The organism is Streptococcus infantis (assembly GCF_047460875.1).
Lineage (GTDB): Bacteria > Bacillota > Bacilli > Lactobacillales > Streptococcaceae > Streptococcus > Streptococcus infantis_AA.
The window spans coordinates 136,634-157,193 of the sequence record NZ_JASHFI010000001.1 but is presented as its reverse complement, the minus strand read 5'-3'; the positions used below and the strand labels follow the sequence as shown (position 1 = coordinate 157,193).

Annotated in this window: 25 protein-coding genes; 13 read left to right on the top strand and 12 right to left on the bottom strand. The window is 37.9% G+C overall.

Annotated elements, in window-relative coordinates:
* Nucleotides 1-19 precede the first annotated feature (19 nt).
* Genes QM887_RS00750 through QM887_RS00740 form a run of 3 tightly spaced genes read left to right on the top strand, consistent with a single transcriptional unit; the run spans nt 20 to nt 2,486 of the window.
* Nucleotides 20-796 carry a DNA polymerase beta superfamily protein gene (locus QM887_RS00750; RefSeq protein WP_414270073.1) on the top strand — a complete coding sequence of 259 codons (777 nt, stop codon included), beginning with the start codon at nt 20-22 and terminating at the stop codon, nt 794-796.
* 8 nt (nt 797-804) lie between these two features.
* Nucleotides 805-1,857, top strand: a complete 1,053-nt coding sequence (locus tag QM887_RS00745; RefSeq protein WP_414270072.1) for a hypothetical protein — start codon at nt 805-807, stop codon at nt 1,855-1,857.
* 17 nt (nt 1,858-1,874) lie between these two features.
* A complete protein-coding gene (locus QM887_RS00740; protein ID WP_414270071.1) occupies nt 1,875-2,486 on the top strand; it encodes a tetratricopeptide repeat protein in 612 nt (203 codons plus the stop codon).
* Between the two features lie 17 nt (nt 2,487-2,503).
* Here the strand turns inward: QM887_RS00740 and QM887_RS00735 are convergent, their stop codons facing one another.
* Genes QM887_RS00735 through QM887_RS00725 form a run of 3 tightly spaced genes read right to left on the bottom strand, consistent with a single transcriptional unit; the run spans nt 2,504 to nt 4,353 of the window.
* On the bottom strand, nt 2,504-3,319 hold the full coding sequence (locus tag QM887_RS00735) for a TIGR03943 family putative permease subunit (RefSeq protein ID WP_414270070.1): 816 nt from the start codon (nt 3,317-3,319) through the stop codon (nt 2,504-2,506).
* Nucleotides 3,316-4,221: a permease gene (locus QM887_RS00730; protein WP_414270069.1), complete on the bottom strand. Its 906-nt coding sequence runs from the start codon at nt 4,219-4,221 to the stop codon at nt 3,316-3,318. The genes QM887_RS00735 and QM887_RS00730 overlap by 4 nt, the downstream gene beginning before the upstream one ends.
* The gene (locus tag QM887_RS00725; protein WP_000268695.1) at nt 4,222-4,353 is read right to left on the bottom strand and encodes an SPJ_0845 family protein; all 132 of its coding nucleotides are present in this window, start codon (nt 4,351-4,353) and stop codon (nt 4,222-4,224) included.
* A 155-nt stretch (nt 4,354-4,508) separates the two neighbouring features.
* On the opposite strand from QM887_RS00725, the gene QM887_RS00720 reads away from it, so the two are divergent.
* Genes QM887_RS00720 through QM887_RS00710 form a run of 3 tightly spaced genes read left to right on the top strand, consistent with a single transcriptional unit; the run spans nt 4,509 to nt 7,406 of the window.
* The gene (locus QM887_RS00720; protein ID WP_414270068.1) at nt 4,509-6,638 is read left to right on the top strand and encodes a Tex family protein; all 2,130 of its coding nucleotides are present in this window, start codon (nt 4,509-4,511) and stop codon (nt 6,636-6,638) included.
* Nucleotides 6,625-7,074, top strand: a complete 450-nt coding sequence (locus QM887_RS00715; RefSeq protein ID WP_414270067.1) for a SprT family protein — start codon at nt 6,625-6,627, stop codon at nt 7,072-7,074. The genes QM887_RS00720 and QM887_RS00715 overlap by 14 nt, the downstream gene beginning before the upstream one ends.
* Before the next feature lie 59 nt (nt 7,075-7,133).
* Nucleotides 7,134-7,406, top strand: coding sequence for a PspC domain-containing protein (locus tag QM887_RS00710; RefSeq protein WP_075231368.1), 273 nt, complete (start codon nt 7,134-7,136; stop codon nt 7,404-7,406).
* Nucleotides 7,407-7,618: 212 nt separating this feature from the next.
* Here the strand turns inward: QM887_RS00710 and QM887_RS00705 are convergent, their stop codons facing one another.
* Nucleotides 7,619-8,314: a VIT family protein gene (locus QM887_RS00705; protein WP_414270066.1), complete on the bottom strand. Its 696-nt coding sequence runs from the start codon at nt 8,312-8,314 to the stop codon at nt 7,619-7,621.
* Between the two features lie 218 nt (nt 8,315-8,532).
* Between QM887_RS00705 and QM887_RS00700 the strand changes: the two genes are divergently transcribed.
* Nucleotides 8,533-9,813, top strand: a complete 1,281-nt coding sequence (locus tag QM887_RS00700; RefSeq protein ID WP_414270065.1) for an O-acetylhomoserine aminocarboxypropyltransferase/cysteine synthase family protein — start codon at nt 8,533-8,535, stop codon at nt 9,811-9,813.
* Between the two features lie 63 nt (nt 9,814-9,876).
* Nucleotides 9,877-10,557: a RadC family protein gene (radC, locus tag QM887_RS00695; RefSeq protein ID WP_075230138.1), complete on the top strand. Its 681-nt coding sequence runs from the start codon at nt 9,877-9,879 to the stop codon at nt 10,555-10,557.
* Nucleotides 10,558-10,642: 85 nt separating this feature from the next.
* On the opposite strand, the gene QM887_RS00690 is transcribed toward radC, so the two are convergent.
* The 8 genes from QM887_RS00690 to QM887_RS00655 all read right to left on the bottom strand — a co-directional run bounded on the left by QM887_RS00690 (nt 10,643) and on the right by QM887_RS00655 (nt 15,608).
* On the bottom strand, nt 10,643-10,792 hold the full coding sequence (locus QM887_RS00690; protein WP_414270064.1) for a hypothetical protein: 150 nt from the start codon (nt 10,790-10,792) through the stop codon (nt 10,643-10,645).
* On the bottom strand, nt 10,793-11,482 hold the full coding sequence (locus QM887_RS00685; protein WP_414270063.1) for a gamma-glutamyl-gamma-aminobutyrate hydrolase family protein: 690 nt from the start codon (nt 11,480-11,482) through the stop codon (nt 10,793-10,795). It lies immediately after the preceding gene.
* Between the two features lie 18 nt (nt 11,483-11,500).
* The gene (locus QM887_RS00680) at nt 11,501-12,142 is read right to left on the bottom strand and encodes a redox-sensing transcriptional repressor Rex (RefSeq protein WP_414270062.1); all 642 of its coding nucleotides are present in this window, start codon (nt 12,140-12,142) and stop codon (nt 11,501-11,503) included.
* Between the two features lie 81 nt (nt 12,143-12,223).
* Nucleotides 12,224-12,439, bottom strand: coding sequence for a DUF4649 family protein (locus QM887_RS00675; protein ID WP_414270061.1), 216 nt, complete (start codon nt 12,437-12,439; stop codon nt 12,224-12,226).
* A 9-nt stretch (nt 12,440-12,448) separates the two neighbouring features.
* Entirely contained in the window at nt 12,449-12,796 is a 348-nt protein-coding gene (locus QM887_RS00670; RefSeq protein WP_414270060.1) for a DUF1831 domain-containing protein, read from the bottom strand.
* 4 nt (nt 12,797-12,800) lie between these two features.
* Nucleotides 12,801-13,916: a cysteine desulfurase family protein gene (locus tag QM887_RS00665; RefSeq protein ID WP_414270059.1), complete on the bottom strand. Its 1,116-nt coding sequence runs from the start codon at nt 13,914-13,916 to the stop codon at nt 12,801-12,803.
* 15 nt (nt 13,917-13,931) lie between these two features.
* A complete protein-coding gene (locus QM887_RS00660; protein WP_414270058.1) occupies nt 13,932-14,876 on the bottom strand; it encodes a ribose-phosphate diphosphokinase in 945 nt (314 codons plus the stop codon).
* A 162-nt stretch (nt 14,877-15,038) separates the two neighbouring features.
* Nucleotides 15,039-15,608 carry a CYTH domain-containing protein gene (locus tag QM887_RS00655; protein WP_414270057.1) on the bottom strand — a complete coding sequence of 190 codons (570 nt, stop codon included), beginning with the start codon at nt 15,606-15,608 and terminating at the stop codon, nt 15,039-15,041.
* A gap of 135 nt (nt 15,609-15,743) precedes the next feature.
* Here QM887_RS00655 and QM887_RS00650 point away from each other — a divergent pair, with 135 nt between their 5' ends.
* From QM887_RS00650 to QM887_RS00630, 5 genes are all read left to right on the top strand, one after another.
* The gene (locus tag QM887_RS00650; protein ID WP_414270056.1) at nt 15,744-16,415 is read left to right on the top strand and encodes a GTP pyrophosphokinase; all 672 of its coding nucleotides are present in this window, start codon (nt 15,744-15,746) and stop codon (nt 16,413-16,415) included.
* Nucleotides 16,399-17,217, top strand: a complete 819-nt coding sequence (locus QM887_RS00645) for an NAD kinase (RefSeq protein WP_075230147.1) — start codon at nt 16,399-16,401, stop codon at nt 17,215-17,217. The genes QM887_RS00650 and QM887_RS00645 overlap by 17 nt, the downstream gene beginning before the upstream one ends.
* Nucleotides 17,214-18,113 carry an RluA family pseudouridine synthase gene (locus tag QM887_RS00640; RefSeq protein ID WP_301559626.1) on the top strand — a complete coding sequence of 300 codons (900 nt, stop codon included), beginning with the start codon at nt 17,214-17,216 and terminating at the stop codon, nt 18,111-18,113. The genes QM887_RS00645 and QM887_RS00640 overlap by 4 nt, the downstream gene beginning before the upstream one ends.
* A gap of 15 nt (nt 18,114-18,128) precedes the next feature.
* Nucleotides 18,129-19,103: a phosphate acetyltransferase gene (gene pta, locus QM887_RS00635; RefSeq protein WP_414270055.1), complete on the top strand. Its 975-nt coding sequence runs from the start codon at nt 18,129-18,131 to the stop codon at nt 19,101-19,103.
* Nucleotides 19,104-19,477: 374 nt separating this feature from the next.
* On the top strand, nt 19,478-20,560 hold the full coding sequence (locus QM887_RS00630; protein ID WP_414270054.1) for a hypothetical protein: 1,083 nt from the start codon (nt 19,478-19,480) through the stop codon (nt 20,558-20,560).

Below are 20,560 nucleotides of genomic sequence, written 5' to 3'. Positions count from 1 at the left end.
AAATAGAAAGAGAATCACCATGCAAACACAAGAAGAAATGAATGTTTTGGTACCTGAAAAACTAGCAGAAATTGAGCGTGATTATGATGTTACTGTTTTGTGGGCAATTGAGTCTGGTAGTCGCGCTTGGGGTTTTGAGTCTCCGGATAGTGATTTTGATGTACGTTTTGTATACAAGCACAAGCAAGATTTTTATCTAAGCTTGAACGATCATCGCGATGTCATCGAACTACCAATTGACGATACTTGGGATGTGAGTGGCTGGGATTTGGACAAGGCTTTAAAGTTGCTTTATAAGTCAAATCCAACCCTCTTTGAGTGGTTACAGTCGCCAATCGTTTACCAGCAAGATGCAGATTTTATTAACCGTATCCGTCCGCTTGTCAGTCAGTATTTTTCCGAGAAAAAGATGCTCCACCATTACTTGAATACTGCTAGAACTCAAATGAATAAGTATCTTTCAGGAGATAAGGTCAAACCTAAAAAGTATTTCTATGCACTTCGTCCCATTTTAGCTTGTCGTTGGATTGAAAAACATCACTCTGTTCCACCGATTTTGTTTGATGATTTGGTCAAAGAACTCCTCCCTGATGAAATGAAAGACCATGTGTCTAGCTTGCTTGATATAAAGGTAAAGGGACCTGAAGGCATGGAAATTGAGCAGATAGAGCCAATTCAGGACTTTATCATCAAAAATATCCAAGAGCTGGATGACTACGTCCAAAGTGTTACAGAGGAAAAGAAAGACTGGAAAGCTCTTAATCAATTTTTCCTTGAAGAATTAAGTTGTGACTGAGGTTAATTATGGGAAAATGGACTTGTAGATGTGGTCAAGCAATGAACGATTACAAAGCCCCTGATCCAAATGCTTATTCGGTTTATTCGGATGAGTTATTAGTAGAAATCATGAATAAAAAAGATGGTAATGATACAATTTCCTATGAAGACATTTCGGAGGCTTCCTTTTATATGTGGAAGTGCCCAAATTGTGGTAGTTTTATGGTCTTTGGCGAAGAGGATAATCCAAATTGTTTCACTTTTTATGAGCGCCAGACCAGTGGAGAAGCTGAACCACTTTTCGATCCTGATCAGGAGTTAAATATTGTAGTCGTTGAGTTTCAAGAAGGTGGAAATGGTTATACTTATATCTGTGACGACCCAAATATCCATATTGGACATGCTGTTATTGTCCCAGTAGGAAAGGAAAATACTGAAAAAACTGCTTTAGTTGTCCAGAAGTATCATGCCCTACCAAAGGATATCACTTTTCCCGTTGAAAAGTTAAAACGTGTCATTCGTAGGTATTCTATTTTTGATCCTGAGACTTCAAAAATAGTTTGTAAAAATATACTTGAGCATGGAAGAATTCTAAATGCTTGCTCGAACAAAGTAAAAATAGAGTCTAAACAAATTTACCATGCAATCAAAACTCCTCTAGGCTATTTTTGGTTGGAGTTAAATAGAATTCCAATTCCGATGAAAATCACACAAATTCAAGTTAAAGATAAAAGGTATCAGGTAGAGGGTGCCTTCTTCATTAAACCCACCAAGGTAAACTACAGAAAATTGTTAGAACTTGAATTATGTGCAGATTTTGATATTGATGCCTCTCGTTGGATTGACGTTCTATCAGATGAAAATGTTTGGGGAAACACCTGGGAATTGAATGGCCTTCAATTTGGAATTACTGCAGGAGAGTCCCCAGAATTTGAAGATGAAGTAGTTGCAAGAAAATTTAGCCGTATCCCACTTTATTATGACTGGCATCCAGAATTTGAAGACTATTATGGCTTCAGTATAGCCTGGAAAAAATACGAGTCTGATAGTGATTTGTCGATTGATTTCTATACAACATAAGCTAGAGGAGAATAAGCATGAATCAAGCCTGGGAATTATTGTTTGAAGGGAAGATTGATGAGGCCAAGAAATTAGTCTCAGAAACCTTCTCGTTAGAAACTTGTAAGGATTATAGCCTTCTCAATTTGATGGGTTATATCAAGCTCTTTGAAAAAGACTATCAAGAAGCTTTGCTGATTTATCAAAAATATCTTGAAATAGCTATATCAAGTCAAGATAAAGAAAATGAACATATAGGCTATCACCAGTTAGCCATGGTTTATCGTGAAATGAATGACTATCAAACGGCTCTTAACTATATCGATAAAGAGCGAGAAATCATTGAAAAATCTTTTTCAGAGGATACACTCAAATCTTCTGTCAATAATTATGAGCAAGGTTATTTACGATTAAAACTAGTGGAAATAGCAAAAGCAATCATATATATGGAACAGTCCTTAAAGCAAGCATTACAAACAGATGATCTGATAGCTCAAGCCTGTTCCTATAGAGGTTTAGGTGAGATTTATTCTGCTGAAAATTCAGAAAAATCGCAAGAGAATTTTTTACAAGCTATCGAACTTTTTGAAAAAGCAGGCGATCAGGTCGGAGCACGAGAAGTTAAAACCTTATTAAACAAGAAAAAGTAGCCCTCTCAGGCTACTTTTTAAAATTCTTTGTAAACATAAGTATTTTCGGGTTTGTCTACTTTGATGAAGGACTGGACTTCAAGGGTTGGGAGGACTTGGTTGAGTTCTTTGTGATAGTCATTCCTAATCTTACCTTTGACTTTCACCCAGGTGTTATTTTCGTACTGATTAGTGTTTCCAGTGGTCAAAAGGCCAAAAACTCCTGAATCAGCGATACAGTGCATAATACCAAAGCGAAAAACAAATTGACTATTGGTATGATTTGGATCGTTGTAGATAAAGCCAATAAATTCGATTTCCTTGCCTTCAAATTCGTTTGGAAAATCATAGATAGCTTCCATGACCTCCAGGTAATTTTCATCATTGATAACTATACTAGATTGAGCTAAGTATTTATCAGCACTCTTTCGAATAATATTTTCATGAGCAGTTTGTGAATAAAAGCGACTGGTATCCGGCTTAAGATACTGACTGCTCGTTCCTTCACTTGCTTGGATTGCCTTGTCAGTTCCTTCCGACAAAGGGAAATAATATCCTTTTGCCGATACTGTTTGTGAATCCAGAGTGACAGTTGGAAAGGTAAATCCAACTAACAAGGGTAAACTTAAGAGGACAAAACTAGCAAGCTTAGCTGAAAAACTATCCAAGTGACTATGTTCTTTCAAACGCTTGAAGCAAATATAGGCTTGAACGATGGCTAGTAACAATGACAAAACCATGCTGATATATGCCAAATAAGAGTAGTGGAGGTTTATATACTGATTGAGCTTACCTGATAGGTGCAGATAAAGGGTTAAGATAAAATAGCCAAATAAGATAAAAAATCGAATCATAGCATCACCCCGACTAGATAAGAATAGACAAGAACAACAAGAGTTACAATTGTCATGAATTGCCAAATAAATCGCGTTTTAAGATAATTCTTCATCATGAGTAGGTTCTTGACATCAAGCATAGGACCTATAACCAGAAAGGCAAGCACTGGAGCAAATCCAAAACTAGAGAGAAGCGAAGAGCCAATAAAGGCATCCGCTTCACTACAGAGTGATAGAAGGAAGGATAAGACCATCAGAAGAACAATCGCAAGTAGTGGTGTTGCGCTGATAGATGTCAGAATCCGAGTTGGAACATAGACTTGGACTATACTTGCAAAAAGACAGCCAAAGACCAAATAACGCCCCATATCAAAGAATTCATTAATAGCTTGGATAAAGACCTGAAGGATTTTTTGACTTTTACTCAAGTGAGAAAAATCATGCTCATGGCAAGCCAATCTGTTTTCTTTTTGGATAGGTTCCTGCCATACAAAACCAAGAAAGATACCTAATATAGTAGCAACAAGAATCGCGCCCAAAGCTCTTAGGAGAACCATTTGAATTGAATTACCAAAGGCTGAATAAGTCGCAAAAAGTACGATAGGATTGATGATAGGAGCTGTTACTAGAAAGGGAACAGCTGTATAGCTCGGAACCTTCTTTTCTAAAAAGCGGTTGATGATAGGGACAATCCCACACTCACAAGATGGAAAGAGAAAACCAATGAAGCTACCAAAAAAGATTCTCCCCAAGCGATTTTTAGGGAGAAATTTATAAACCTTCTCGGGTGTGACATAGACTTCAATGGCGCCAGAGATGATGCTACCAATTAAGACAAAGGGTAAAGCTTCAATGATAATTGAAAGAAAAATGGCGCCAGCTTGTAGCACACTAGAAGGTAAACTTTGAAAAAGTGTCATCTATTTTTTCTTTTCTGCCTTATCTTTCTTTTCTTTGTCGTCTGGGAAAGTCACTTGCTTCAAGTCAGGGAGTTTAGCGAATTCTTCGAACATCTTATCTAAGTCATCAGTTTTTGTAAATTTAACAGCCATAAAGCATACCTCGATTCTTTTAATTAACACTATTATACTATTATTTCTAAGAAATAGTTGGATTTTAAAATAAACATGGCTTTTATCTTTATAAAGTTGAAATAAAGCAACAAATTAATGAAAACAAGCTTTCTTCCTTATGGTATAATAGTTTCATGGATAAAAAATATGAAAAAATTTCCCAAGATTTGGGTGTAACTTTAAAGCAGATTGATACTGTCTTATCTTTGACAGCAGAAGGAGCAACTATCCCCTTTATCGCTCGTTATCGGAAAGATATGACCGGAAGTCTAGATGAGGTAGCCATTAAGGCTATTATCGACCTAGATAAGAGTTTAACCGTTCTAAATGATCGTAAGGAAGCCGTCTTAGCAAAAATCAAAGAGCAAGGCAAGCTAACTAAGGAGTTAGAAGAAGCAATTCTATCAGCTGAAAAACTCGCAGATGTAGAAGAACTCTATCTTCCCTATAAGGAGAAACGTCGCACCAAGGCAACGATTGCACGTGAGGCTGGACTTTTTCCGCTTGCTCGTTTAATTTTACAAAATGTTTCTAACCTAGAAAAAGAAGCAGAAGCATTTGTCTGTGAAGGTTTCGGAACTCCTCAAGAAGCTTTGGCTGGGGCTGTAGACATCTTGGTTGAAGCACTATCCGAGGATGTTCATTTACGTTCAATGACATATCAAGAGGTACTTAGACGCTCTAAGATTACTTCTCAAGTTAAAGATGAGAGTCTTGATGAAAAACAAGTCTTTCAGATTTATTACGATTTCTCAGAGACAGTTGCAAACATGCAAGGTTACCGTACGCTTGCCCTTAATCGTGGTGAGAAGCTAGGCATTTTGAAAATTGGTTTTGAGCATGCGACTGATCGTATTCTTTCTTTCTTTAATGTTCGTTTTAAAGTTAAGAATGCTTATATTGACGAAGTTATTCAGCAATCTGTTAAGAAAAAAGTATTACCAGCTATCGAGCGACGTATTCGAACAGAATTAACTGAGAAGGCAGAAGAAGGAGCTATCCAACTCTTCTCAGACAACCTTCGAAATCTTCTCCTTGTCGCTCCTCTTAAAGGGCGCGTGGTCCTTGGATTTGACCCTGCCTTTCGTACAGGTGCAAAGCTTGCAGTCGTTGATGCAACTGGGAAGATGCTAACAACGCAAGTCATTTATCCCGTCAAACCAGCTTCAGCTCGTCAGATTGAAGAAGCAAAGAGAGATCTGGCTGATTTGATTGGCCAATATGGTGTTGAAATCATTGCTATCGGAAATGGTACTGCTAGTCGTGAAAGTGAAGCCTTTGTCGCTGAAGTACTTAAAGATTTTCCGGACGTCAGCTATGTCATTGTAAATGAAAGTGGCGCATCTGTCTATTCAGCTAGTGAACTTGCCCGTCAAGAGTTTCCTGAGTTAACCGTTGAGAAACGTTCTGCTATTTCGATTGCTCGTCGCTTGCAAGACCCACTTGCTGAATTGGTTAAAATTGATCCCAAATCCATCGGTGTCGGTCAATATCAGCACGATGTTAGTCAGAAAAAACTGTCTGAAAGTCTGGACTTTGTTGTTGATACAGTAGTGAACCAAGTCGGTGTCAATGTCAATACAGCTAGTCCAGCCTTACTTTCGCACGTAGCTGGGCTTAACAAAACAATCTCTGAAAATATCGTCAAGTATCGTGAAGAAGAAGGTAAAATCACTTCACGCGCCCAAATCAAGAAAGTCCCTCGATTAGGTGCTAAAGCCTTTGAACAGGCTGCCGGTTTCCTCCGTATCCCTGAAAGTAGCAATATCCTTGACAATACAGGTGTTCACCCAGAAAACTATGCAGCGGTTAAGGAACTCTTCAAACGTTTGGACATTAAAGAGCTAAATGAAGAAGCGCAAGCCAAACTCAAATCTATTTCAATCAAGGAAATGGCACAAGAATTAGAGCTTGGTCAAGAAACTCTTAAAGATATTATTGCAGATCTTTTAAAACCAGGACGTGATTTCCGTGATTCTTTTGATGCTCCAGTCCTTCGTCAGGATGTCTTGGATATCAAAGACTTGAAAGTTGGCCAGAAGCTTGAGGGCGTTGTTCGTAACGTCGTTGACTTCGGTGCCTTTGTTGACATTGGTATTCACGAGGATGGCCTGATTCATATCTCTCACATGAGCAAGAAATTTATCAAACATCCAAGTCAAGTAGTATCGGTCGGCGATTTGGTAACCGTTTGGGTTAAAAAAATAGATGCTGACCGCGAAAAAGTGAATCTGTCGCTTCTTGCACCTAATGAATCTAACTGATTACGTTAAACAGGTTTCTATAGAAGATTTTGGAAAACCTTTCAAACACAAAGCTCAATGGAATACTCGTCTACGGTCGACAGGTGGACGATTTTTCCCTAAGGATGGTCATTTGGATTTCAATCCTAAAGTATATCAAGAACTTGGTTTAGAGGTTTTTCGGAAAATTGTCCGTCACGAACTCTGTCATTATCACCTTTATTTTGAAGGTAGAGGCTATCAGCATAAGGATTTAGCCTTTAAGCAACTTCTAAAAGAGGTCGATGGTCTCCGCTTTGTTCCTCCCTTATCAAGTGCCAATCAAAAGCCAAGCTTAGTCTATACTTGTCAGACTTGTCACCAAATCTATCAAAGAAAGCGAAAAATTGATACCAAGCGTTATCGTTGTGGTCTCTGTCGTGGAAAGCTCCTCTTGTTAAATCGGCCTAAGGACTGATGTAGCAAATCTAGCTTAGTGCTATACTAAGATTAAGAAATCCGAAAGAGGAATAAATTATGAATACAAAATTTTATAAAATGAGAAGAAATCGCATGATATCAGGTGTTCTTGCAGGTCTATCTGATAAGTGGAATCTTGATGTAACCCTAGTTCGTTTCCTTTTTGCAATCTTTACAATCGCAAACTTTGGACTCGGAATTATTATCTACATTATCCTAGCTTCGATCCTACCAACAAAAGAAGATATCGAAGCTGAAATGTATGGAACAGGCCCACGCAAGATCAAAGATGCCCAGCCTATCAATGATGACGAAGGTTGGTTTTGGTAAATTTTATTAACTGTTTATATTTTAATAGCAAAAGAGGCTGGGACAAAAGTCCTAGCCTCTCAATTGTCTTTGGATTGTCGAGCAAGACGCAGTGGTTGAGTGGGCTCTACTACGCTGATTTCATCAGCTTATACAGCCCTACTCAACTGTGCGGAGGTGGGACGACGAAATCGAATTCTAACGAATTACCGATTTCTGTCCCACTCTCTTTTTTAAATACTAAACAATTGTCCAAACAGATAGGTCACTCCCATGGTTAAAAGACCAATACAAAGGTTACGAATCATAGCTGTTTTGGTTGGGGCTTTCCCGAGTTTGGCACTGGTGTAGCCGGTAACTAATAGAGAAATTGCTACAATAACAACAGTAGCAGGGATTCGATAGTCACTTGGAAAGATGGTAATGGAAAGCATTGGTGGTAGGCTACCAAGTACGAAGGCAATAAAGCTAGATGCAGCAGCATGCCAAGGATTTGTAAACTCTTCATACTCGATTCCGTATTTTTCTTCAACTAAGGCTTTAAGTGGATTTTTTAGAAAAGCTTTATTGACTAAAAGTTGAGCTGAAGTTTCACACTCACCATTTTGAAGATAAGCAGCATAGAGGGATTTTTTTGCAGCTTCGAGATCCTTATCCAAAAGTAATTGTTCACGCGCTACAGCGGCTTCCTCAGTGTCTTTTTGAGTAGATACTGAAACATATTCACCTCCAGCCATAGAGAAGGCACCCGCTAAGATGGCAGCCAAACCTGAAAGAAAGATTATCCAGATATTACTGGTTGCACTGGCAACCCCGATAACAACACCTGCAATGGAAATAATCCCGTCATTAGCTCCAAGAACACCAGCACGTAGGATATTTAAACGACCAGCAAAGTTTGTATCTATTTCATGTTTATTTTCTGACATAGTATTCTCCTTTATATCTAGTATAAAGTATAGGAGAAGTGAAAACAAACATTTTTAACTATCTGAAAAAAGTTCTACAATTCTAATAAAAGATTGCTATTTTTCTCTATTAGGCATAGCCATAGCTATTGCTTATGCCAAGATATAACAAAGTTGTATTTGTAACCTAGTGAAATAGGTGATACAATGAAACTAATGAAATCTTTGGAGGTCTGACTATGACTCGTGAATTTAAATTTGAAACTCTGCAATTGCATGCAGGACAAGTGGTAGATGCTACTACCAAATCTCGTGCTGTACCAATTTACCAAACAACTTCCTTTGTATTTGAAGATACACAAGAAGGTGCAGAACTGTTTGCACTTCAGAAGGCTGGTAATATCTATACTCGTATCACTAACCCAACAACTTCAGCCTTTGAAGAACGTATTGCTGCTCTTGAAGGTGGTGTAGGAGCCCTCGCCACAGCTTCTGGAATGGCAGCTCTTACTTATACTATCCTTGGACTTGCTCATGCAGGAGATCATGTTGTTGCAGCTTCAACTATCTACGGTGGGACCTTTAACCTTTTGAAAGAAACCCTTCCTCGTTACGGAATCACCACATCTTTTGTTGATATCGATAATCTAGAAGAAGTAGAAGCAGCGATTAAAGATAATACCAAACTTGTTTTGATTGAAACCTTGGGAAATCCAGTCATCAACATTCCTGATATTGAAAAGATTGCTGAAATTGCTCACAAACATCAAATTCCATTGGTTACTGACAATACTTTTGCAACGCCTTATCTTATCAATGTCTTTTCTCATGGTGTTGACATTGCGGTTCACTCAGCAACTAAGTTTATCGGTGGACACGGTACAACAATAGGTGGTGTCATTGTTGATAGCGGTAAATTTGACTGGGCTGCTTCAGGAAAATTCCCTCAATTAGTCGAAGAAGATCCAAGTTACCACAATATCAGCTATACTCGTGATGTTGGTGCTGCAGCTTTTATCGTTTCTGCTCGTGTTCAATTGCTTCGCGATATGGGAGCTGCACTTTCACCATTTAACTCATTCTTGCTCTTGCAAGGTCTTGAAACACTTTCTCTACGTGTTGAACGCCACGTTCAAAATGCTGAAAAAATCGTTGATTTCCTTGTTAACCATCCAAAGGTTGAAAAAGTTAACTATCCAAAACTATCAGATAGTCCATATCATGCTTTGGCTGAAAAATACCTACCTAAAGGTGTAGGTTCTATCTTTACTTTCCATGTTAAAGGTGGAGAAGCAGAAGCACGTAAGGTGATTGACAACTTGGAAATCTTTTCAAACCTAGCCAATGTGGCAGATGCAAAATCATTGGTGGTTCATCCAGCAACTACAACTCATGCCCAGTTGTCTGATTCAGATCTAGAAGCAGCAGGGGTAACTAAAAATCAAATCCGTCTATCAATTGGTCTTGAAAATGTTGATGATTTGATTGAAGATTTACGTCTAGCGCTTGAAAAAATCTAAAAATAACTAGTTTTTATCAAATTAAGCATCCTTCTCACGAATAATAAAGTGAGGAGGATTTTTATGTATAGTATTTCATTTCAAGAAGATTCGCTCTTGCCAAGAGAACGGTTGGTAACAGAAGGAGTAGAGAGTTTGAGTAATCAGGAGTTACTAGCCATTTTGTTACGAACAGGAACTCGTCAATCTACTGTTTTTGAAATCGCTCAAAAAGTATTGAATCAATTAAGTTGCTTAACTGATTTGAAAAAAATGACCCTACAAGAACTACAGGGATTATCAGGTATTGGTAGAGTGAAAGCTATTGAGTTGCAAGCCATGATTGAACTGGGCCATCGTATTCATAAACAAGAAACCATTGAGGCAGAGAGTATTCTCAGTAGTCAAAAGTTGGCTAAAAAGATGCAAGCTGAGCTGGGAGATAAAAAACAAGAGCACCTGGTGGCGCTCTATCTTAATACTCAAAATCAAATCATTCATCAGCAAACTATTTTTATCGGGTCAGCTACTAGAAGTATTGCTGAACCACGGGAAATTCTCCACTATGCTTTAAAGCATATGGCAACATCTGTGATACTGGTTCACAATCACCCTTCTGGTGCTGTCATGCCAAGTAGAAACGATGACCATGTTACGAAGCTTGTTAAAGAAGCCTGTGAATTAATGGGTTTGGTCTTATTGGACCATCTAATTGTCTCACACTCCGATTATTTTAGTTATCGTGAGAAGACAGACCTCATATAAATGAATTTAATACAAAACACATCTCTATGGAAAATAATACTCATCGAAAATCTCTTCAAACCACGTCAGCTTCACCTTGCCGTACTCAAGTACAGCCTGCAGCTAGCTTTCTGGTTTGCTCTTTGATTTTCATTGAGTATAAGCGCATATTTTCATTATAAAAAGCATCATTTCGAGCTTTTTGAACACCTGAAATAATGCCTTTTTCTTTTTTAAACCTTTTTGAACCAGCCACTTACAATTTATTAACGACATAGTCAAAGAGCTTCTTATCCTTGGGACGATTTTCATAGAGACTCTCAGGATGCCATTGAACACCGAGAAAGCGAATCTGATCAGTTGTCATTACTGCCTCGATAATGTTATCTTTTGGATCATAGGCGATAACCTTGAGATTAGGAGCTAAGTCCTTAATGCTCTGGTGGTGGAATGAATTGATATGGGAGATTTCCCCGTAAATCTCTCTAAGAATGTTATCTGGCTCTGTTGCCAAGCGCTGAGTGGTGTATTCGGCAGTAGAGTCTTGCCAGTGGTCTTCAATATCTTGAAACAAGGTACCCCCCATAGCAACATTAAAGAGTTGAGTCCCACGACAAACAGAAAAAATGGCTTTATTTTGCTGGATAGCTTCTTTTATCAAAGCTAACTCAAAGATATCTCTTTGTAAGTGGTAGTCATCACTATCAATGGTCTTTTCTTCATCATAAAACTTAGGATCGACATTTTGCCCACCAGTAAGGATGAGCTTATCTACCATCGAAACATAAGCACGAGCCATCTCTTCATCACCGATGGGTAAAATAAGAGGTATACCACCTGCTTCTTTGACACCTTCGACAAAAACCTTGATACAATAACTCATCATCAACTCATCATCAGGATGAGTTTTTTCGTTTCCTGTAATCCCAATAACTGGTTTTTTCATATATTATGCTTTCGCTTTCTAATCCTCTTTTCGCATGAAATAAAGGAGAGTTTGCAATTCACTCGTTAAATCAACATACTGGACAACAACATCTTTTGGTAGTTGAAGATGAACAGGTGAAAAGCTTAGAATCCCTTTGATACCAGCTTCAACAAGGAGATTAGCTACTTCTTGTGATTTGACGCTAGGAACAGTTAGGATAGCAGTTTTTACATCTGCATTTTTTATTTTATCTTTGATTTGGGAAATTCCATAAATTGGAATACCATCAGAAGTTTGGGTTCCAACTTCAGGATGATTGTCCAAATCAAAAGCCATAATGATTTTCATTTTATTGCGTTCATGGAAGCGGTAGTGGAGTAGGGCATGTCCCATGTTACCAATACCAACAAGCATGACATTTGTAATCGAATTATCATTTAGAAGATCAGCAAAAAAGGTCATTAGCTTTTTAACATCATAGCCAAAACCACGACGACCAAGTTCGCCAAAGTAGGAGAAGTCTCGTCGAACAGTAGCAGAATCAATTCCAATCGCCTCGGCAATTTGTTTTGAGTTTGCTCTTTCAATCTTTTCGGCGTTAAATCTTTTGAAGATACGGTAATAAAGAGAAAGTCTCTTTGCTGTTGCTTTAGGAATAGTGGACTGTTTTTCTTTCACAATATCACAACCTTTCTAACTACTATTTTATAGAAAGATTGTGAAAAAATCAACAAAAACAAGAAAAAACTAAGAAAAATCTTAGTTTATCTTGCTTATATCATTTCGAGATAGAAAGTGATAGAGATTTCCTAGAAGTCCCTTATAGATTTCTTTATCATTATAGGTGAGAGAAGTAATGACTGTCGTATCAGGCAGAGTCACACATCCTGATAGCGAAAGCATGAGTGACTCGTAATCTTCATATTTTAGGACACGGTCAATTTGATAAGTATCCTTATAAGCTAGACGGAACATATTTGTATCCTATCTTTCGCTTTTTGTAAAGACGCCTCGTTCTACTAAGCTGTCCATTAGGAAGTAGAACTTTTCTTGGTGGATGTGGTGGTCTTCAGATTTAAAGATATCTACCAATCGTAAACCAAATTTGTCGGTAATATTGATTTTTGCACCATTTAGCTCTTTATTGATAACGATTTTAAGTTGAAAACCTTCACCACTATTAGGAACCTTTTCGAGAAGACGAGTAAGTTCGTAATTACCAACCTTTGTTTCAAAGAAAGTGTTATCTTTAAGAGTAAATTTTTTGACAGTTGGACTGATTGTATAATCGTAACGGCAATTTTTGAGACGAATTGTTTGTTCGAATGCCATTGAGTTAACCTCCGATAATTTCTTTTAGAGTTTCTGCAAGTTGTTTCATTTCTTGAATAGTATTTTGAGGGGAAATGCTGATGCGAACAGATTCATGTAAGCGATGGGATTCTGGTCCATAGAAAGCTTCTAGGACATGACTAATTTGGACAATACCAGCAGTACAAGCTGAACCAGTCGATATTGAAATTCCAGCAAGATCTAGTCGAAGAAGCAATAAATCATTTTTTTGACCTGGAAATCCAATATTGAGGACATAAGGCAACTGGTCCTTTCCTTGGTTAAGATAATAGTCAGCCCCAGTCATTTCATGTAGAAATACATCTTTGAGTTCTTCCACCTCTTTGAAATGCTGCTCCTGTTTTTCAAGTGCCTCTTTGAGTGCTGCTACCATTCCAACTATTGCAGGAAGATTTTCAGTTCCTGCTCTTTTCTTTTGTTCCTGATCTCCACCATGAAGGTAGGAATCAAAGTCCATAGTAGCAGAGTAAAGAAAACCAATGCCTTTAGGGCCATGAAACTTATGGGCAGAAGCGCTTAGGAAATCAATTCCCAAAATCTCAGGTAAAATCGGAACTTTTCCAACTGCTTGGACTGCATCCACATGGTAAGCTGCCTGATGCTGTTTCAGAAGTTCTCCAATTTCTGAAATTGGTAAAAGAGTACCCGTTTCATTGTTGGCATACATAGTTGAGACAAGGATAGTATCATCACGAAGAGCTTCTTGAACTTGTTGAGCAGAGATTTCTTGATTTATGGGTTGTAAAATTGTTACTTCAAAACCAAAATTCTCCACCAAGTATTCAATGGGCTCAAGGACAGAATGATGCTCAATAGCAGTGGTAATGATGTGTTTGCCCAAATTTTGGTGACGGAGACAGTGACCGATAATAGCAGTGTTGTTACTTTCAGTCCCGCCCGCAGTGAAGAAAAGATGTTGGGGTTTAGTTCCTAGTAAAGATGCCAAGTCTTGGCGCGCTTCACGCAATAATTTTCCCGCTTGGCGACCATGACTATGAATACTAGAAGGATTTCCATAGGTTTCCTGCATGACTTGAGTCATTGCTGAGATAGCAACTGCTGACATAGGAGTCGTAGCAGCATTATCCAAATAAATCAAAAGCTCACCTTATTTCTATTTAAATAGTGGACTAACTGGTTTTCTTTCGTGAATACGAACCATAGCATCACCAATCAATTCGCTAGCAGTGATGTATTGTACGTTTTTAGGTGTTTTCCCTTTAGTTGCAACAGAGTCTGTTACCAAGATTTCCTTGATATTTGCTGCATCTAACAATTCTGCAGCACCTTCAACAAAAAGTCCGTGACTTGAAACAGCATAGATTTCAGTTGCGCCTTCGCGTTCCACGATTTTAGCTGCTTCAGAGAAAGTACGTCCAGTGTTAAGAATATCATCGATTAAGATTGCTTTTTTACCTTCAACATCACCAATGATATAGCCTTGGTTGCGTTCAGAATCATCTTGCGCATAGTCGATAATCGCAATTGGAGCATCAAGATATTCAGCAAGGCTACGAGCACGTTTTACACCAGAGTTTTTAGGACTAACGACAACCACATCTGAACCAACGAGTCCTTTATCACAATAGTGTTTTGCAAAAAGTGGAATTGTGTAGAGGTTATCAACTGGAATGTCAAAGAAACCTTGAACCTGAACGGCATGGAGGTCTAGAGTCAATACGCGACTAACTCCAGCTTTGACCAACATATTTGCAACAAGCTTGGCAGTAAGTGGTTCGCGAGAAGAAGCGATACGGTCTTGACGCGCGTAGCCAAAGTAAGGAAGGACAACGTTAATCGTATTTGCACTAGCGCGAACACAGGCATCAACCATAATCAAGAGTTCCATCAAGTGATTGTTGACAGGGTAGCTGGTTGATTGGATGATATAGACGTCATAACCACGGACACTTTCTTCGATGTTGACTTGGATTTCACCGTCTGAAAATTGACGGGAAGACAACTTTCCAAGTGGAACACCAGCAGCATCAGCAATTTTTTGAGCAATTTCCTGATTGGAATTGAGAGCGAAAAGCTTCATGTTTTTTGTATCTGACATTGATAAACCGTCCTCTATAAACTATGTGAAGCTGTGTAGTAAACTATTTTTCTTAAAAATCCTTGTTTCTTAGTCTGAGAAAAGCTTATTTGAAGAAAGTATTTGCGACACAGATTCTATTATTTTTTATCCCTTCTATTCTATCAAAAAAAGAAGAGAATTTCAGTATTTTTTCATATTTTCTATAAAACGAACTAATTTTGAGGGTGCTTTTTGGTAATCGATGCCATTTGCCTCTAAAAAGTCCTTAAAATCAAGCTTTCCTTGGTCACCATTTTCCACTTCTAACTCCAGTTCGTAGTCAACAATATCGAAGTAGTGGCTTTGATCAAGTGCCATAAGACCAATAGGTGTCGCCTTTTCGTAACGAATAGTCGTTAAGCATCCTAAAACAGTCCAATCTCTTGGTGAAATCCCGCGGGAGAGGAGTTCCTCAAGAATCATTCCTTGAGGGAGTTTTCCTGATTCAAGGCATTTGGTGGCTTCTTCTAAGCTTAAAGCTTGATTATATTCCATATTTCCTACGGTTTGTGGGATTTTAATAGTCAATTCAGCACTATCCTCAAAAGTACGAATGCGCATGGCGATTTTATGCTGGCGAAGATAAAAATCTGGCGTGTCTAGGTAATAGTTTTTCTGTGTTATCGGTAAAATTTCCGAAAAATTTGCTTGTAATCGGAGATACTCTTCCTTGGTCAGAAGGGTTTTCATTTCAATTTCCAAATGTTTCATTTTTTTAACCTTTTCCTTATCTATGAAAGCGATTATATGGTATAATAAGCATTGTATTTATTGTATATGATTTTTTCTATAAAATCAAAGACTAGATAAATCTAAAGTGTATAGAGAATTGGACACAAAAAATATATGATTACAGAATGGGAAGAGTTTTTAGATCCTTACATTCAGGCTGTTGGAGAGTTGAAGATTAAACTTCGTGGTATTCGCAAACAATACCGTAAGCAAAATAAACATTCTCCAATCGAGTTTGTAACTGGTCGCGTTAAACCGATAGAAAGTATCAAGGAAAAAATGGTCCGTCGTGGAATCGGCTATGATACACTTGAGCAAGACTTGCAGGATATCGCAGGTTTGCGCGTTATGGTTCAGTTTGTAGATGACGTGCAAGAAGTTGTCTCTATCCTTCATAGAAGACAGGATATGAGAGTCGTTCAAGAACGAGACTATATTAAGCATCGTAAGGCTTCGGGCTATCGCTCATATCACTTGATTATCGAGTACACTGTTGACACGATTAAGGGTGCAAAAACGATTTTAGTTGAGATTCAGATTCGAACTTTGGCTATGAATTTTTGGGCAACGATCGAACATTCGCTCAACTATAAATATCAGGGAGATTTCCCAGAGGAAATCAAGGAGCGACTTGCCATTACAGCGAGGATTTCTCACCAGTTAGACGAAGAAATGAGCAAGATTCGTGATGATATTCAAGAAGCACAAGCTCTCTTTGATCCCTTACATAGAAAGTTAAATGACGGGGTAGGAAACAGTGACGATACCGATGAAGAATACAGGTAAACGAATTGATCTAATCGCTAACCGCAAACCTCAAAGTCAAAGAGTCCTATATGAGTTAAAAGATCGACTCAGGAAAAATAACTTTATATTAAACGACAAAAATCCAGATATTGTGATTTCCATTGGTGGAGATGGCATGCTCTTGTCTGCTTTTCATAAGTATGAGGACCAGCTGGATAAGGTTCGCTTTGTGGGTGTTCATACGGGACACTTGGGCTTTTATACGGACTATCGTGATTTCGAACTGGATCAACTGGTTACTAATTTGCTCTTAGACAGTGGAGCTCGAGTATCATACCCGCTTTTAAATGTAAAGATTTTTCTGGAAAATGGTGAAGTGAAAATTTTCCGTGCCTTGAACGAAGCAAGCATTCGGAGAACTGACAGAACCATGGTAGCGGATGTTGTTATCAATCATGTACCGTTTGAACGCTTTCGGGGGGATGGTTTGACCGTCTCGACACCAACTGGTAGTACCGCCTATAATAAATCTCTCGGTGGGGCTGTATTGCATCACACTATCGAAGCTCTGCAATTAACGGAGATTGCCAGTTTGAACAATCGTGTTTACCGAACCCTTGGTTCGTCAATCATTGTACCTAAGAAGGATAAGATCGAGTTGATACCGACTCGCAATGACTATCATACCATTTCAGTTGACAATAGTGTTTATTCCTTCCGTAATATTGAGCGAATAGAGTACCAGATTGACCACCACAAGATCCACTTTGTCGCAACTCCAAGTCATACCAGTTTTTGGAATCGTGTCAAGGATGCCTTTATTGGTGAGGTGGATGAATGAGATTTGAGTTCATTGCTGACGAACACGTCAAGGTAAAGACCTTTTTAAAAAAGCATGAAGTCTCTAAAGGTTTGCTAGCCAAAATCAAGTTTCGAGGTGGAGATATTCGCGTAAACGGTCATCCACAAAATGCAACCTATCTCTTGGATATAGGAGATGTGGTTGTCATCGACATTCCTCCTGAGGAAGGTTTCGAGACACTGGAAGCAATAGATTATCCACTGGATATTCTGTTTGAGGATGATCATTTCTTAATTCTAAACAAACCCTTTGGTGTGGCCTCGATTCCTAGTGTCAATCATTCCAATACCATAGCTAACTTTATCAAGGGCTACTATGTGAAACAGAACTATGAAAATCAACAAGTCCACATTGTAACCAGACTAGATCGGGACACTTCGGGCTTAATGCTTTTTGCTAAACATGGTTATGCTCATGCTAGACTAGACAAACAGTTGCAAAAGAAAGCCATTGAAAAGCGCTATTTTGCTCTGGTTAAAGGAGATGGTTTTCTGGAACCTCAAGGTGAGATTATTGCACCGATTGCCCGTGACGAAGATTCAATCATTACTAGACGAGTGGCAAAAGGTGGTAAATATGCCCATACTTCTTATCGCATAGTGCAGTCTTATGGCAATATTCATCTAGTTGATATTCGACTACATACGGGAAGGACACACCAGATTCGTGTTCATTTCTCCCATATCGGTTTCCCTTTGCTTGGCGATGACCTCTATGGTGGTAGTCTTGAACATGGCATAGAGCGTCAAGCTCTGCATTGCCATTACTTATCGTTTTATCATCCTTTTCTTGAAGAGCAGTTGGAGATGGAAAGTCCACTGCCGGATGATTTCAACACCCTTATTACTCAGTTATCAAATAATAATTTATCTTAAAAGGAGTAAAAACTCATGGAAGTTTTTGAAAGTTTAAAAGCCAACCTAATTGGTAAAAATGCACGTATTGTCTTGCCAGAAGGTGAAGAACCACGTATTCTTCAAGCAACAAAACGAATCGTAAAAGAAACAGAAGTTATTCCTGTCCTACTTGGAAATCCTGATAAAATTAAAATCTATCTTGAAATCGAAGGAATTATGGATGGTTATGAAGTGATTGATCCTGCACATTATCCTCAATTTGAAGACATGGTAGCATCACTTGTAGAACGTCGTAAAGGAAAAATGACTGAAGAAGAAGCTCGTGAAATCTTGGTTAAAGACGTGAACTATTTTGGTGTTATGTTGGTATACATGGGCTTGGTAGATGGAATGGTTTCAGGAGCTATTCATTCTACTGCGGCAACTGTTCGCCCAGCCCTTCAAATCATTAAAACACGTCCAAATGTTAGTCGTACTTCAGGTGCCTTCCTTATGGTTCGTGGCGCTGAGCGTTACCTATTTGGTGACTGTGCCATCAATATCAATCCTGATGCTGAAGCATTGGCAGAGATTGCAATTAACTCTGCTATCACAGCTAAGATGTTCGGTATCGAACCAAAAATTGCGATGCTAAGCTATTCAACTAAAGGTTCTGGTTTTGGTGAAAGCGTAGATAAAGTTGTTGAAGCAACTAAGATTGCTCATGATCTTCGTCCTGACCTTGAAATTGATGGGGAATTGCAATTTGATGCTGCCTTCGTTCCTGAAACAGCTGCTCTTAAAGCACCAGGAAGCAAGGTTGCTGGTCAAGCAAACGTCTTTATCTTCCCAGGTATTGAAGCAGGAAATATCGGTTACAAGATGGCAGAACGTCTCGGTGGCTTTGCAGCGGTTGGTCCAGTATTGCAAGGTTTGAACAAACCAGTTAATGACCTTTCTCGTGGATGTAATTCAGACGACGTCTTCAAACTTACTCTTATTACAGCAGCCCAAGCTGTACACCAATAAAATACAAGATAGCTCCTTTTCTCTTAAAGGAGCTTTTCAAGTAGGGAGAATTCATATTTGTAAAGCTGACAGAATTATTAGTTTTAGTTGATACTTGGTGAAAATAATAGATAAAATGATAGATAGTTAAAGGCTATGATTTGGAAGTGTAATCATGACTTACTAAGTTACTGCCCTATCTAGGGAAATTGTGCGCAAATAAGTCTTGAATAACTATCTAGTATTAACTAAAATTCTTCTTACAAAATGTTTAGAAAGGAAAATTTAGATTTGAAATATAAGTACTTACTCTTCGAAATTTGTCAAAGTTTATATTATTTATTCTTAACTGAAATTTTTAGCAATCAAATTATAGTAAAATTGGAGGAAAATAAATGATACAGATTGAAAAGTTTGATCCGGATTACGTGAGAGATTGGTGCAAATCTATATATGTACAAATGAATTTTTCTCAGAAATATAGAGGTGAAGAAACTTTTAAAAAGGACATTTCAAAGTGGATTCGGGAGTATTTAGTCATTGAAGGGATTAATTGGAGCACAGGTGATGATGTGCTTTTAGAATTGATGCAACTTGAATACGAAGATTTATGTAAAATATTTAAATGGTTTTTGAATGCTAACAAAATTGATAGAAAAGATTGGATTTTTCATCCCGAATATAATGGACTTTATTATTTCCAAAAATTTAAATCGTGTTTAAAATCTTCCTATAATCTTATTACAAAAGAGATTAGATATTCTAGAGTAAAGAATTCCAGTTTCATTGTTTGTCCCTATTGTAATAGAAATTTTATCAATTCTACAATGAAAGTTTACAAGTGCAAAGAATGTCAAGACAATTCTGCTGATATTTTTGAGTATTTTTCTGATGAAATATATTTAAAAAGAAAATGTCCAGAAGGCCATAAAATAAATGAGAAACATATTGAATTGCTAAATTCATGTCAATTAGATCATTTTTGGTCAAAAATTGATTATCCGCTGTTAGCAGTCTGTTTTTATAATTTGGTACCTTGTTGTGCTTCTTGCAATCTCAAAAAACTGACTAGTGAGTTTAGTATCTCTCCTTATGATTTAAGTATCGAAGTAGACGATCTTTTTAGATTTAATTATGATTTAGAATCTATTCATCAACCTAGAATTTTTATTGAGAGGCAAAAATCAGAAAAGTTTGATTTACTTAAGAAAGACCTCGATAATATTGGTATAATAGAGTTATACCAAGTTCATTCTGATGTAATTGAAGAATTGTTGTGGAAAAAAGAATATTATTCGAAACCTTATACAGAAAGAATTGAATCACTGTTTAAAGAGTATGGGATGAAAGGACTTACAGAAAGTGAAATCAATCGATTTTTAACTGGCGCATATACTGATTCTAAAGAGTATGGGAAGCGTCCTCTATCCAAATTCGTAACAGATATTAGTAGAAATATCGGATTAATAGGTGAATAA